Here is a 14,177-nt window from a genome sequence, read left to right as displayed (position 1 = left end):
GAACATGTTGCTTAGCATAATCACTGTCGCGTTTCGTAATCTTGAAGGGATTGCTAAAACACATGCCTCGCTGGCGCATCTGGCGCAGGCAGACGATATCAGCTTCGAATGGATTGTTGTCGATGGTGGTTCCAACGACGGCACTCGTGAGTATCTGGAAAATCTCCGTGGTATCTATAACCTGCGCTTTGTTAGTGAGCCAGATAATGGTATCTACGATGCCATGAACAAAGGTATTGAAATGGCGCAAGGCAAGTTCGCGCTGTTTCTTAACTCGGGCGATATTTTCCATCACGATGCGGCGCGTTTTGTACGCAAACTGAAAACGCAATCCGATAACGTGATGATCACCGGCGATGCGCTGCTGGATTTTGGCGACGGGCATAAAATTAAACGTAGCGCCAAACCTGGCTGGTATATTTATCACAGCCTGCCCGCCAGTCATCAGGCGATATTTTTCCCTGTATCCGGTTTGAAAAAATGGCGTTATGACCTGGAATATAAAGTTTCTTCCGATTACGCGCTGGCAGCCAAAATGTATAAAGCCGGTTATGCATTTAAAAAACTCAATGGCCTGGTGTCTGAATTTTCTATGGGTGGGGTATCTACCACCAATAATATGGAATTGTGTGCTGACGCCAAAAAAGTCCAACGGCAAATATTACATGTGCCTGGTTTCTGGGCAGAATTATCCTGGCATTTACGCCAGCGCACGACAGGTAAGACTAAAGCCTTATATAACAAAGTCTGAATATACTCGTCATACTTCAAGTTGCATATGCGTTAGCCTTCCTGCAACTCGAATTATTTAGAGTATATAAGGAATACCAATGCAAGATTTAAGCGGTTTCTCGGTGCCGAAAGGGTTCCGGGGCGGCAACCCTATTAAAGTGCAATTGTGGTGGGCAGTACAGGCAACATTATTTTCCTGGTCTCCACAAATATTGTATCGCTGGCGGGCATTTTTATTACGTTTATTCGGCGCAAAAATAGGAAAAAACGTAGTTATTCGCCCGTCAGTAAAAATTACCTATCCGTGGAAATTAACCTTAGGTGATTACGCGTGGGTCGGCGATGACGTCAATTTATATACCCTCGGTGAAATAACCATTGGCGCACATTCGGTGATATCGCAAAAAAGTTATTTATGCACCGGTAGCCACGACCATGCAAGTCGACATTTCACCATTAACGCCACGCCCATTGTGATTGGCGAGAAATGCTGGCTGGCGACAGATGTTTTTGTTGCCCCTGGCGTCACGATCGGCGACGGCACCGTCGTGGGTGCGCGAAGCAGTGTTTTTAAATCGCTTCCGGCAAATGCCATTTGCCGGGGGAATCCCGCAGTGGTGATACGCGAACGCGTTGAAACTGAATAAATTCAAAAAATACAGAGGAATAAGACATGTCAAAAGTCGCTCTCATCACCGGTGTAACCGGACAAGACGGTTCTTACCTGGCAGAACTGCTGCTGGAAAAAGGTTACGAGGTGCATGGTATTAAGCGTCGCGCATCGTCATTCAACACCGAGCGCGTGGATCACATTTATCAGGATCCGCACACCTGCAACCCGAAATTCCATCTGCATTATGGCGACCTGAGTGATACCTCCAACCTGACGCGCATTTTGCGTGAAGTGCAGCCGGATGAAGTGTACAACCTGGGCGCAATGAGCCACGTTGCGGTTTCTTTTGAGTCACCGGAATATACCGCAGACGTTGATGCGATGGGTACGCTGCGCCTGCTGGAGGCGATCCGCTTCCTCGGTCTGGAAAAGAAAACCCGTTTTTATCAGGCTTCCACCTCTGAACTGTACGGTCTGGTGCAGGAAATTCCGCAGAAAGAGACCACGCCGTTCTACCCGCGATCTCCGTATGCGGTCGCCAAACTGTACGCCTACTGGATCACCGTTAACTACCGCGAATCCTACGGCATGTACGCCTGCAACGGCATTCTGTTTAACCATGAATCCCCGCGCCGCGGCGAAACCTTCGTTACCCGCAAAATCACCCGCGCAATCGCCAACATCGCTCAGGGGCTGGAGTCGTGCCTGTATCTCGGCAACATGGATTCCCTGCGTGACTGGGGTCATGCCAAAGACTACGTGAAAATGCAGTGGATGATGATGCAACAGGAACAGCCGGAAGATTTCGTTATCGCTACCGGCGTTCAGTACTCCGTGCGCCAGTTCGTGGAAATGGCTGCGGCACAACTGGGCATCAAACTGCGCTTTGAAGGTACGGGCGTTGAAGAGAAGGGCATTGTGGTTTCCGTCACCGGGCATGACGCGCCGGGCGTTAAACCGGGCGATGTGATTATCGCCGTTGACCCGCGTTACTTCCGTCCGGCTGAAGTAGAGACGCTGCTCGGCGACCCGACCAAAGCGCACGAAAAACTGGGCTGGAAACCAGAAATCACCCTCAGAGAGATGGTGTCTGAAATGGTGGCTAACGACCTTGAAGCGGCGAAAAAACACTCTCTGCTGAAATCTCACGGCTACGACGTGGCGATCGCGCTGGAGTCATAAGCATGAGTAAACAACGAATTTTTATCGCTGGCCATCGCGGGATGGTCGGTTCCGCCATCAGGCGGCAGCTCGAACAGCGCGGTGATGTGGAACTGGTATTACGCACCCGCGACGAACTGAACCTGCTGGACAGCCGCGCGGTGCATGATTTCTTTGCCAGCGAACGCATTAACCAGGTCTATCTGGCGGCGGCGAAAGTGGGCGGCATTGTCGCCAACAACACGTATCCGGCGGATTTCATCTACCAGAACATGATGATTGAGAGCAACATCATTCACGCCGCGCATCAGAACGACGTGAACAAACTGCTGTTTCTCGGATCGTCCTGTATCTACCCGAAACTGGCAAAACAGCCGATGGCAGAAAGCGAGCTGTTGCAGGGTACGCTGGAGCCGACCAACGAGCCTTATGCCATTGCCAAAATCGCCGGGATCAAACTGTGCGAATCTTACAACCGCCAGTATGGACGCGATTACCGCTCAGTCATGCCGACCAACCTGTACGGACCGCACGACAACTTCCATCCGAGTAACTCCCATGTGATCCCTGCATTGCTGCGTCGCTTCCACGAGGCGACGGCACAGAATGCGCCGGACGTGGTGGTGTGGGGTAGCGGTACACCGATGCGCGAATTTCTGCACGTCGATGATATGGCGGCGGCAAGCATTCATGTGATGGAGCTGGCGCACGAAGTCTGGCTGGAAAATACCCAGCCGATGCTGTCGCACATTAACGTCGGCACCGGCGTTGACTGCACTATCCGCGAGCTGGCGCAAACCATCGCCAAAGTGGTGGGGTACAAAGGTCGGGTGGTTTTTGATGCCAGCAAACCGGATGGCACGCCGCGCAAACTGCTGGATGTGACGCGCCTGCATCAGCTTGGCTGGTATCACGAAATCTCACTGGAAGCGGGGCTTGCCAGCACTTACCAGTGGTTCCTTGAGAATCAAGACCGCTTTCGGGGGTAATGATGTTTTTACGTCAGGAAGACTTTGCCACGGTAGTGCGCTCCACTCCGCTTGTCTCTCTCGACTTTATTGTCGAGAACAGTCGCGGCGAGTTTCTGCTTGGCAAAAGAACCAACCGCCCGGCGCAGGGTTACTGGTTTGTGCCGGGAGGGCGCGTGCAGAAAGACGAAACGCTGGAATCCGCATTTGAGCGGCTGACGATGGCGGAACTGGGGCTGCGTCTGCCGATAACAGCAGGCCAGTTTTACGGTGTCTGGCAGCACTTTTATGACGATAACTTCTCCGGCACGGATTTCACCACTCACTATGTGGTGCTCGGTTTTCGCTTCAGAGTAGCGGAAGAAGAGCTGTTACTGCCGGATGAGCAGCATGACGATTACCGCTGGCTGACGCCGGACGCACTGCTCGCCAGTGACAATGTTCACGCTAACAGCCGCGCCTATTTTCTCGCTGAGAAGCGTGCCGGAGTACCCGGATTATGAAAATACTGGTCTACGGCATTAACTACTCGCCGGAGTTAACCGGCATCGGCAAATACACCGGCGAGATGGTGGAATGGCTGGCGGCACAAGGCCACGAGGTGCGGGTCATTACCGCGCCGCCTTACTACCCGCAGTGGCAGGTGGCGGAGAACTATTCTGCCTGGCGTTATAAACGAGAAGAGGGAGCAGCCACAGTGTGGCGCTGCCCGCTGTACGTGCCAAAACAGCCGAGCACGCTGAAACGCCTGTTACATCTCGGCAGTTTTGCCGCCAGCAGTTTTTTCCCGCTGATGGCGCAACGTCGCTGGAAGCCGGATCGCATTATCGGCGTGGTGCCAACGCTGTTTTGCACGCCGGGAATGCGCCTGCTGGCGAAACTCTCTGGTGCGCGTACCGTGCTGCATATTCAGGATTACGAAGTGGATGCCATGCTGGGGCTGGGCCTTGCCGGAAAAAGCAAAGGCGGCAAAGTGGCACAGCTGGCGACGGCGTTCGAACGTAGCGGACTGCATAACGTTGATAACGTCTCCACGATTTCGCGTTCGATGATGAATAAAGCCATCGAAAAAGGCGTGGCGTCGGAAAACGTCATCTTCTTCCCCAACTGGTCGGAAATTGCCCGTTTTCAATATGTTGCAGACGCCGATGTTGATGCCCTTCGTAACCAGCTTGGCCTGCCGGATAACAAAAAAATCATTCTTTACTCCGGCAATATTGGTGAAAAGCAGGGGCTGGAAAACGTTATTGAAGCTGCCGATCGCCTGCGCGATGAACCGCTGATTTTTGCCATTGTCGGGCAGGGCGGCGGCAAAGCGCGGCTGGAAAAAATGGCGCAGCAGCGCGGACTGCGCAACATGCAATTTTTCCCGCTGCAATCGTATGACGCTTTACCCGCACTGCTGAAGATGGGCGATTGCCATCTGGTGGTGCAAAAACGCGGCGCGGCAGATGCCGTACTGCCGTCAAAGCTAACCAATATTCTGGCAGTAGGTGGTAACGCGGTGATTACCGCAGAAGCCCACACAGAACTGGGGCAGCTTTGCGAAACCTTTCCGGGAATAGCGATTTGCGTAGAACCGGAATCGGTGGAGGCGCTGGTGGCGGGGATTCGCCAGGCGCTCCTGCTGCCCAAACACAACACGGTGGCACGTGAATATGCCGAACGCACGCTCGATAAAGAGAACGTGTTACGTCAATTTATAAATGATATTCGGGGATAATTATGGCGCAGTCGAAACTCTATCCAGTCGTGATGGCAGGTGGCTCCGGGAGCCGCTTATGGCCGCTTTCCCGCGTACTTTATCCCAAGCAGTTTTTATGCCTGAAAGGTGATCTTACCATGCTGCAAACCACCATCTGCCGCCTGAACGGCGTGGAGTGCGAAAGCCCGGTGGTGATTTGCAATGAGCAGCACCGCTTTATTGTCGCGGAACAGCTGCGCCAACTGAACAAACTCACCGAGAACATTATTCTCGAACCGGCAGGGCGCAACACCGCCCCCGCCATTGCGCTGGCGGCACTGGCGGCAACACGTCATAGCCCGGAGAGCGACCCGCTAATGCTGGTGCTGGCGGCGGATCATGTGATTGCCGATGAAGACGCTTTTCGCGCCGCCGTGCGTAACGCCATGCCGTATGCCGAAGCGGGCAAACTGGTGACCTTCGGCATTGTGCCGGATCTACCAGAAACCGGTTATGGCTATATTCGTCGCGGTGAAGTGTCTGCTGGTGAGGAGGATGCGGTGGCCTTTGAAGTGGCGCAGTTTGTCGAAAAACCGAATCTGGAAACCGCCCAGGCCTATGTGGCAAGCGGCGAATATTACTGGAACAGCGGCATGTTCCTGTTCCGCGCCGGACGTTATCTCGAAGAACTGAAAAAATATCGCCCGGACATCCTCGACGCTTGTGAAAAAGCGATGAGCGCCGTCGATCCGGATCTCGATTTTATTCGTGTGGATGAAGAAGCGTTTCTCGCCTGCCCGGAAGAGTCGGTGGATTACGCGGTCATGGAACGTACGGCAGATGCCGTTGTGGTGCCGATGGATGCGGGCTGGAGCGATGTCGGTTCCTGGTCTTCATTATGGGAGATCAGCGCCCACACCGCCGAAGGCAACGTTTGCCATGGCGATGTGATTAATCACAAAACCGAAAACAGCTATGTGTATGCCGAATCTGGCCTGGTGACCACCGTCGGGGTGAAAGATCTGGTTGTGGTGCAGACCAAAGACGCGGTGCTGATTGCCGATCGCAACTCGGTGCAGGATGTCAAAAAAGTGGTCGAGCAGATCAAAGCCGATGGCCGCCATGAGCATCGGGTGCATCGCGAAGTGTATCGCCCGTGGGGCAAATATGACTCTATCGACGCAGGCGACCGCTACCAGGTGAAACGCATCACCGTGAAGCCGGGCGAGGGATTGTCGGTACAGATGCACCATCACCGCGCGGAACACTGGGTAGTGGTCGCGGGAACGGCAAAAGTCACCATTGATGGTGATATCAAACTGCTTGGTGAAAACGAGTCCATTTATATTCCGCTCGGGGCGACGCACTGTCTGGAAAATCCGGGGAAAATTCCGCTCGATTTAATTGAAGTGCGCTCCGGCTCTTATCTCGAAGAGGATGATGTGGTGCGCTTCGCGGACCGCTACGGGCGGGTGTAAATGTCGCATCAGGCGCAGTTTGTCGGATGCGGCGTGAACGCCTTATCCGACCTACGGTTCGGATTTGTAGGCCTGATAAGACGCGGTAGCGTCGCATCAGGCGCAGTTTGTCGGATGCGGCGTGAACGCCTTATCCGACCTACGGTTCGGATTTGTAGGCCTGATAAGACGCGACAGCGTCGCATCAGGCGCTGTTTGTCGGATGCGGCGTGAACGCCTTATCCGACCTACGGTTCGGTGTTTGTAGGTCTGATAAGACGCGACAGCGTCGCATCAGGCAATGAATGCGAAACTGCGATGTAAATAACGACAAAAACAAAATTGGCCGCTTCGGTCAGGGTCAACTATTGCCTGAAAAAGGGTAACGACATGAAAAAATTAACCTGCTTTAAAGCCTATGATATTCGCGGAAAATTAGGCGAAGAACTGAATGAAGATATTGCCTGGCGCATTGGTCGCGCCTATGGCGAATTTCTTAAACCGAAAAGCATTGTATTAGGCGGTGATGTCCGTCTTACCAGCGAAACCTTAAAACTGGCGCTGGCGAAAGGTTTACAGGATGCGGGCGTCGATGTGCTGGATATTGGCATGTCCGGCACCGAAGAGATCTATTTCGCCACGTTCCATCTCGGCGTGGATGGCGGCATCGAAGTCACTGCCAGCCATAATCCGATGGATTACAACGGCATGAAGCTGGTGCGCGAAGGGGCTCGCCCGATCAGCGGCGATACCGGGCTGCGCGACGTCCAGCGTCTGGCAGAAGCCAACGACTTTCCTCCCGTCGATGAAACCAAACGTGGTCGCTATCAGAAAATTACCCTGCGCGACGCTTACGTTGATCACCTGTTCGGTTATATCAACGTCAAAAACCTCACGCCGCTCAAACTGGTGATCAACTCCGGGAACGGCGCGGCGGGTCCGGTGGTGGACGCCATTGAAGCCCGCTTTAAAGTCCTCGGTGCACCACTGGAATTAATCAAAGTGCAAAACACGCCGGATGGCAATTTCCCCAACGGTATTCCTAATCCTTTGCTGCCGGAATGTCGCGACGACACCCGGAATGCGGTCATCAAACACGGCGCGGATATGGGCATTGCCTTTGATGGCGATTTTGACCGCTGTTTTCTGTTTGACGAAAAAGGGCAGTTTATCGAGGGCTACTACATCGTCGGCCTGCTGGCAGAAGCGTTCCTCGAAAAAAATCCCGGCGCGAAGATCATCCACGATCCGCGTCTTTCCTGGAACACCATCGATGTGGTGACTGCCGCAGGCGGCACGCCGGTAATGTCGAAAACCGGACACGCCTTTATTAAAGAACGTATGCGCAAGGAAGACGCCATCTACGGTGGCGAAATGAGCGCGCATCATTACTTCCGTGATTTCGCCTACTGTGACAGCGGCATGATCCCGTGGCTGCTGGTAGCCGAATTGGTATGCCTGAAAGGGAAAACGCTGGGCGAACTGGTGCGCGACCGCATGGCGACGTTCCCGGCAAGCGGTGAGATCAACAGCAAACTGGCGCAACCCGTTGAGGCGATTAACCGCGTCGAACAGCATTTTAGCCGCGAGGCGCTGGCGGTGGATCGCACCGATGGCATCAGCATGACCTTTGCCGACTGGCGCTTTAACCTGCGCTCCTCCAACACCGAACCGGTGGTGCGCCTGAATGTGGAATCGCGCGGTGATGTGCCGCTGATGGAAGCGCGAACGCGAACTTTGCTGACGTTGCTGAACGAGTAATGTCGGATCTTCCCTTACCCCATTGCGGGTAAGGGGCTAATAACAGGAACAACGATGACAAATCTAAAAAAGCGCGAGCGAGCGAAAACCAATGCATCGTTAATCTCTATGGTGCAACGCTTTTCAGATATCACCATCATGTTTGCCGGGCTATGGCTGGTTTGCGAAGTGAGCGGACTGTCATTCCTCTACATGCACCTGTTGGTGGCGCTGATTACGCTGGTGGTGTTCCAGATGCTGGGCGGCATCACCGATTTTTATCGCTCATGGCGCGGTGTTCGGGCAGCGACAGAATTTGCCTTGTTGCTACAAAACTGGACCTTAAGCGTGATTTTCAGCGCCGGACTGGTGGCGTTTAACAATGATTTCGACACGCAACTGAAAATCTGGCTGGCGTGGTATGCGCTGACAAGTATCGGACTGGTGGTTTGCCGTTCGTGTATTCGCATTGGGGCGGGCTGGCTGCGTAATCATGGCTATAACAAGCGCATGGTCGCGGTGGCGGGGGATTTAGCCGCCGGGCAAATGCTGATGGAGAGCTTCCGTAACCAGCCGTGGTTAGGGTTTGAAGTGGTGGGTGTTTACCACGACCCGAAACCGGGCGGCGTTTCTAACGACTGGGCGGGTAACCTGCAACAACTGGTCGAGGATGCGAAAGCGGGCAAGATTCATAACGTCTATATCGCGATGCAAATGTGCGACGGCGCGCGCGTGAAAAAACTGGTCCATCAATTGGCGGACACCACCTGTTCGGTGCTGCTGATCCCCGATGTTTTTACCTTCAACATTCTCCATTCCCGTATCGAAGAGATGAACGGCGTACCGGTGGTGCCGCTGTATGACACGCCGCTTTCCGGGGTTAACCGCCTGCTCAAACGTGCGGAAGATATTGTGCTGGCAACGCTTATCCTGCTGCTGATCTCCCCGGTGCTGTGCTGTATTGCGTTGGCGGTGAAACTCAGTTCACCGGGGCCAGTTATCTTCCGCCAGACTCGCTACGGCATGGATGGCAAACCGATCAAAGTGTGGAAGTTCCGTTCGATGAAAGTGATGGAGAACGACAGCGTGGTGACCCAGGCGACGCAGAACGATCCGCGCGTCACTAAAGTGGGGAACTTTCTGCGCCGCACCTCGCTGGATGAATTGCCGCAGTTTATCAATGTGCTGACCGGTGGGATGTCGATTGTGGGTCCACGTCCGCACGCAGTGGCGCATAACGAACAGTATCGCCAGCTCATTGAAGGCTACATGCTGCGCCATAAAGTGAAACCGGGCATTACCGGCTGGGCGCAGATCAACGGCTGGCGCGGCGAAACCGACACGCTGGAGAAAATGGAAAAACGCGTCGAGTTCGACCTTGAGTACATCCGCGAATGGAGCGTCTGGCTCGATATCAAAATCGTTTTCCTGACGGTATTCAAAGGCTTCGTTAACAAAGCGGCATATTGATATGAGCTTACGTGAAAAAACCATCAGCGGCGCGAAGTGGTCGGCGATTGCCACGGTGATCATTATCGGTCTCGGGCTGGTGCAGATGACCGTGCTGGCGCGGATTATCGATAACCACCAGTTCGGCCTGCTTACCGTGTCGCTGGTGATTATCGCGCTGGCAGATACGCTTTCTGACTTCGGTATCGCTAATTCCATTATTCAGCGAAAAGAAATCAGCCACCTTGAACTCACTACGCTGTACTGGCTGAACGTTGGGCTGGGGATCGTGGTGTGCGTGGCGGTGTTTTTGTTGAGTGATGCCATTGGTGACGTGCTGAATAACCCGGATCTGGTGCCGTTGATTAAAACATTGTCGCTGGCGTTTGTGGTGATCCCCCACGGGCAGCAGTTCCGCGCATTGATGCAAAAGGAACTGGAGTTCAACAAAATCGGCATGATCGAAACCAGCGCGGTGCTGGCGGGATTTACTTTTACGGTGGTTAGTGCTCATTTCTGGCCGCTGGCGATGACCGCGATCCTGGGTTATCTGGTCAATAGTGCGGTGAGAACGCTGCTGTTTGGTTACTTCGGCCGCAAAATTTATCGCCCTGGTCTGCATTTCTCGCTGGCGTCGGTGGCGCCGAACTTACGTTTTGGTGCCTGGCTGACGGCGGACAGCATCATCAACTATCTCAATACCAACCTTTCAACGCTGGTGCTGGCGCGTATTCTTGGCGCGGGCGTAGCTGGGGGTTACAACCTGGCCTATAACGTGGCCGTTGTGCCGCCGATGAAGCTGAACCCAATCATCACCCGCGTGCTGTTTCCGGCGTTTGCCAAAATTCAGGACGACACCGAAAAGCTGCGCGTTAACTTCTACAAGCTGCTGTCGGTGGTGGGGATTATCAACTTCCCGGCGCTGCTGGGGTTGATGGTGGTGTCGAATAATTTTGTGCCGCTGGTGTTTGGCGAGAAGTGGAACAGCATTATTCCGGTGCTGCAATTGCTGTGTGTGGTGGGGCTGCTGCGTTCGGTGGGTAACCCGATTGGCTCGCTGCTGATGGCGAAAGCGCGGGTCGATATCAGCTTTAAATTCAACGTATTCAAAACCTTTCTGTTTATCCCGGCGATTGTTATTGGTGGGCAGATGGCGGGCGCGATAGGCGTCACGCTTGGCTTCCTGCTGGTGCAGATTATCAACACCATTCTGAGCTATTTCGTGATGATTAAGCCGGTGCTTGGTTCCAGTTATCGCCAGTACATTCTGAGTTTATGGCTGCCGTTTTATCTCTCGCTACCGACGTTGGTGGTCAGTTATGCGCTGGGCATTGTGCTGAAAGGGCAACTGGCGCTGGGGATGCTGTTGGCGGTGCAAATAGCCGCGGGCGTGCTGGCGTTTGTAGTGATGATTGTGCTGTCGCGCCATCCGCTGGTGGTGGAAGTGAAGCGTCAGTTTTGTCGCAGCGAAAAAATGAAAATGCTTTTACGGGCGGGGTGAATGGTTGTTTTCGGTTCCGACGACGGTTGCCGGATGCGGCGTAAAACGCCTTATCCGTCCTGGGGGGCTGGGCTTGGATCTTGTAGGCCTGATAAGACGCGCCAGCGTCGCATCAGGCACTGAATGCCGGATGCGGCGTAAAACGCCTTATCCGTCCTACGGTTCTGGGCTTGGATCTTGTAGGCCTGATAAGACCCGTCAGCGTCGCATCAGGCACTGAATGCCGGATGCGGCGTGAACGCCTTATCCGTCCTACGGTTCTGTGCTCGGATCTTGTAGGTCTGATAAGACGCGTCAGCGTCGCATCAGGCAAAAAGCGGCAATGAAAACAACAAACACAGCCTCACCTGGCATCAAATTTATGAGGAAAAAATGAAATTACTTATTCTGGGCAACCACACTTGCGGCAATCGTGGCGACAGCGCTATCTTGCGCGGCTTACTTGATGCCATCAACATCCTCAATCCACACGCCGAAGTGGACGTCATGAGTCGCTATCCGGTCAGTTCTTCCTGGCTGCTTAATCGCCCGGTGATGGGCGATCCGCTGTTCCTGCAAATGAAACAACACAACAGCGCAGCGGGCGTTGTCGGGCGCGTTAAAAAAGTCCTCCGTCGCCGCTATCAACACCAGGTACTGCTTTCCCGTGTGACCGACACCGGCAAGCTGCGTAATATCGCCATTGCCCAGGGATTCACCGACTTCGTGCGCTTGCTGTCAGGCTACGACGCCATTATTCAGGTCGGCGGATCGTTTTTTGTCGATCTCTATGGCGTGCCGCAGTTTGAACATGCGCTTTGCACATTTATGGCGAAAAAGCCGCTGTTTATGATTGGTCACAGCGTCGGCCCCTTCCAGGATGAGCAGTTTAACCAACTGGCGAACTACGTTTTCGGTCACTGCGACGCGCTGATCCTGCGCGAATCGGTCAGCCTCGATTTAATGAAACGCAGCAATATCACTACCGCAAAAGTGGAACATGGCGTCGATACCGCGTGGCTGGTCGATCACCACACAGAAGACTTTACCGCCAGCTATGCCGTTCAACACTGGCTGGACGTTGCCGCACAACAGAAAACGGTGGCAATTACCCTGCGCGAACTGGCACCGTTCGACAAACGTCTCGGCACCACTCAACAAGCGTATGAAAAAGCCTTTGCCGGGGTGGTCAATCGCATTCTCGACGAAGGCTATCAGGTTATTGCGCTCTCCACCTGTACGGGCATCGACAGCTATAACAAAGACGACCGCATGGTGGCGCTCAATCTGCGCCAGCACATCAGCGATCCTGCCCGTTACCACGTGGTGATGGATGAACTTAACGATCTGGAAATGGGCAAAATCCTCGGTGCCTGTGAACTCACCGTTGGTACGCGTCTGCACTCCGCCATTATCTCCATGAACTTTGCCACTCCGGCAATTGCCATCAACTACGAACATAAATCCGCCGGGATAATGCAACAACTGGGGTTGCCACAGATGGCGATTGATATCCGTCATTTATTAGACGGCAGCCTGCAAGCGATGGTTGTGGATACCTTAGGCCAGCTTCCGGCGCTGAACGCACGACTTAACGAAGCCGTCAGTCGCGAACGTCAGACGGGAATGCAGATGGTGCAGTCTGTGCTTGAGCGCATCGGGGAGGCGAAATGAAGGTCGGCTTCTTTTTACTGAAATTTCCGCTGTCGTCGGAAACCTTCGTCCTCAACCAAATTACCGCGTTTATTGATATGGGATTTGAGGTAGAGATTGTCGCGCTGCAAAAAGGTGACACCCAGAATACCCACGCGGCATGGACGAAATATAACCTTGCCGCCAGAACCCGCTGGTTGCAGGACGAACCTCAAGGCAAAGTAGCGAAACTGCGCCACCGCGCCAGCCAGACCTTACGCGGCATTCATCGCAAAAATACCTGGCAGGCGCTTAACATAAAACGCTATGGTGCCGAGTCGCGGAACCTGATTTTGTCTGCCATTTGCGGCCAGGTCGCAACACCGTTTCATGCCGATGTCTTTATTGCTCATTTTGGCCCTGCGGGGGTAACCGCAGCAAAACTACGCGAACTGGATGTCATTCGCGGCAAAATCGCCACAATCTTCCACGGCATTGATATCTCCAGTCGGGAAGTGCTCAGTCATTACACTTCGGAATATCAGCAACTGTTCCGCCGTGGCGACCTGATGCTACCGATAAGCGATCTGTGGGCCGGAAGGCTGCAAAAAATGGGCTGCCCGAGGGAAAAAATCGCCGTATCGCGCATGGGCGTGGACATGACGCGCTTTAGCCCGCGTCCCGTGAAAGCGCCCGCAACACCGCTGGAAATCATTTCCGTCGCACGCTTAACCGAGAAAAAAGGCCTGCATGTGGCGATTGAAGCCTGCCGTCAGTTGAAAGAGCAGGGCGTGGCATTTCGCTATCGCATCCTCGGTATTGGCCCGTGGGAACGACGCCTGCGCACCCTCATCGAACAATATCAACTGGAAGATGTGGTAGAGATGCCGGGCTTTAAACCGAGCCATGAAGTGAAGGCGATGCTCGACGACGCGGATGTCTTCCTGTTGCCATCGGTTACAGGTGCGGATGGTGATATGGAAGGCATTCCGGTGGCGCTGATGGAGGCGATGGCGGTCGGCATTCCGGTGGTTTCTACTCTGCATAGCGGTATTCCGGAACTGGTGGAGGCCGATAAATCTGGCTGGCTGGTGCCGGAAAACGACGCCCATGCACTGGCGCAACGGCTTGCGGCGTTTAGCCAACTGGACACCGATGAACTGGCTCCGGTTGTCAAACGTGCGCGCGAAAAAGTCGAACACGATTTTAACCAGCAGGTGATTAACCGAGAACTCGCCAGCTTGTTGCAAGCTTTATAGAG

12 protein-coding genes are annotated in these 14,177 nt (G+C 54.0%); all 12 read left to right on the top strand.

Annotated features, from left to right (window positions below):
• Window positions 1-4: 4 nt before the first annotated feature.
• The 12 genes from wcaE (at window position 5) to wcaL (ending at window position 14,175) form a co-directional block, all read left to right on the top strand.
• Complete coding sequence (gene wcaE, locus FEM44_RS00130; RefSeq protein ID WP_135522207.1) at window positions 5-751, top strand: colanic acid biosynthesis glycosyltransferase WcaE; 747 nt, start codon at window positions 5-7, stop codon at window positions 749-751.
• Between the two features lie 79 nt (window positions 752-830).
• Window positions 831-1,379, top strand: a complete 549-nt coding sequence (gene wcaF, locus FEM44_RS00125; RefSeq protein ID WP_135522206.1) for a colanic acid biosynthesis acetyltransferase WcaF — start codon at window positions 831-833, stop codon at window positions 1,377-1,379.
• Window positions 1,380-1,405: 26 nt separating this feature from the next.
• Complete coding sequence (gene gmd, locus FEM44_RS00120) at window positions 1,406-2,527, top strand: GDP-mannose 4,6-dehydratase (RefSeq protein WP_135522205.1); 1,122 nt, start codon at window positions 1,406-1,408, stop codon at window positions 2,525-2,527.
• A 2-nt stretch (window positions 2,528-2,529) separates the two neighbouring features.
• Window positions 2,530-3,495, top strand: a complete 966-nt coding sequence (gene fcl / locus FEM44_RS00115) for a GDP-L-fucose synthase (RefSeq protein ID WP_135522204.1) — start codon at window positions 2,530-2,532, stop codon at window positions 3,493-3,495.
• Between the two features lie 2 nt (window positions 3,496-3,497).
• Window positions 3,498-3,977 carry a GDP-mannose mannosyl hydrolase gene (gmm, locus tag FEM44_RS00110; RefSeq protein ID WP_135522279.1) on the top strand — a complete coding sequence of 160 codons (480 nt, stop codon included), beginning with the start codon at window positions 3,498-3,500 and terminating at the stop codon, window positions 3,975-3,977.
• A complete protein-coding gene (gene wcaI, locus FEM44_RS00105) occupies window positions 3,974-5,197 on the top strand; it encodes a colanic acid biosynthesis fucosyltransferase WcaI (protein WP_135522203.1) in 1,224 nt (407 codons plus the stop codon). The genes gmm and wcaI overlap by 4 nt, the downstream gene beginning before the upstream one ends.
• Before the next feature lie 2 nt (window positions 5,198-5,199).
• A complete protein-coding gene (gene cpsB, locus FEM44_RS00100) occupies window positions 5,200-6,636 on the top strand; it encodes a mannose-1-phosphate guanyltransferase (RefSeq protein ID WP_135522202.1) in 1,437 nt (478 codons plus the stop codon).
• Window positions 6,637-7,005: 369 nt separating this feature from the next.
• The gene (cpsG, locus tag FEM44_RS00095) at window positions 7,006-8,376 is read left to right on the top strand and encodes a colanic acid biosynthesis phosphomannomutase CpsG (protein WP_135522008.1); all 1,371 of its coding nucleotides are present in this window, start codon (window positions 7,006-7,008) and stop codon (window positions 8,374-8,376) included.
• Window positions 8,377-8,430: 54 nt separating this feature from the next.
• A complete protein-coding gene (gene wcaJ, locus FEM44_RS00090; protein ID WP_135522010.1) occupies window positions 8,431-9,825 on the top strand; it encodes an undecaprenyl-phosphate glucose phosphotransferase in 1,395 nt (464 codons plus the stop codon).
• A gap of 1 nt (window position 9,826) precedes the next feature.
• Entirely contained in the window at window positions 9,827-11,305 is a 1,479-nt protein-coding gene (gene wzxC, locus FEM44_RS00085; protein ID WP_135522012.1) for a colanic acid undecaprenyl disphosphate flippase WzxC, read from the top strand.
• A gap of 372 nt (window positions 11,306-11,677) precedes the next feature.
• Window positions 11,678-12,958: a colanic acid biosynthesis pyruvyl transferase WcaK gene (wcaK, locus tag FEM44_RS00080; protein WP_135522014.1), complete on the top strand. Its 1,281-nt coding sequence runs from the start codon at window positions 11,678-11,680 to the stop codon at window positions 12,956-12,958.
• A complete protein-coding gene (gene wcaL / locus FEM44_RS00075; RefSeq protein ID WP_135522016.1) occupies window positions 12,955-14,175 on the top strand; it encodes a colanic acid biosynthesis glycosyltransferase WcaL in 1,221 nt (406 codons plus the stop codon). The genes wcaK and wcaL overlap by 4 nt, the downstream gene beginning before the upstream one ends.
• The last annotated feature ends 2 nt before the right edge of the window (window positions 14,176-14,177 follow it).

It is taken from the genome of Escherichia sp. E4742, assembly GCF_005843885.1.
GTDB lineage: Bacteria > Pseudomonadota > Gammaproteobacteria > Enterobacterales > Enterobacteriaceae > Escherichia.
This window is presented reverse-complemented; position numbering and strand designations above follow the sequence as displayed.

What these genes read in the sequence shown, in the direction of transcription:
- wcaE (WP_135522207.1), top strand. Translation starts at nt 5, where the DNA reads ATGTTGCTTAGCATAATCACTGTCGCGTTTCGTAATCTTGAAGGGATT.
- wcaF (WP_135522206.1), top strand. Translation starts at nt 831, where the DNA reads ATGCAAGATTTAAGCGGTTTCTCGGTGCCGAAAGGGTTCCGGGGCGGC.
- gmd (WP_135522205.1), top strand. Translation starts at nt 1,406, where the DNA reads ATGTCAAAAGTCGCTCTCATCACCGGTGTAACCGGACAAGACGGTTCT.
- fcl (WP_135522204.1), top strand. Translation starts at nt 2,530, where the DNA reads ATGAGTAAACAACGAATTTTTATCGCTGGCCATCGCGGGATGGTCGGT.
- gmm (WP_135522279.1), top strand. Translation starts at nt 3,498, where the DNA reads ATGTTTTTACGTCAGGAAGACTTTGCCACGGTAGTGCGCTCCACTCCG.
- wcaI (WP_135522203.1), top strand. Translation starts at nt 3,974, where the DNA reads ATGAAAATACTGGTCTACGGCATTAACTACTCGCCGGAGTTAACCGGC.
- cpsB (WP_135522202.1), top strand. Translation starts at nt 5,200, where the DNA reads ATGGCGCAGTCGAAACTCTATCCAGTCGTGATGGCAGGTGGCTCCGGG.
- cpsG (WP_135522008.1), top strand. Translation starts at nt 7,006, where the DNA reads ATGAAAAAATTAACCTGCTTTAAAGCCTATGATATTCGCGGAAAATTA.
- wcaJ (WP_135522010.1), top strand. Translation starts at nt 8,431, where the DNA reads ATGACAAATCTAAAAAAGCGCGAGCGAGCGAAAACCAATGCATCGTTA.
- wzxC (WP_135522012.1), top strand. Translation starts at nt 9,827, where the DNA reads ATGAGCTTACGTGAAAAAACCATCAGCGGCGCGAAGTGGTCGGCGATT.
- wcaK (WP_135522014.1), top strand. Translation starts at nt 11,678, where the DNA reads ATGAAATTACTTATTCTGGGCAACCACACTTGCGGCAATCGTGGCGAC.
- wcaL (WP_135522016.1), top strand. Translation starts at nt 12,955, where the DNA reads ATGAAGGTCGGCTTCTTTTTACTGAAATTTCCGCTGTCGTCGGAAACC.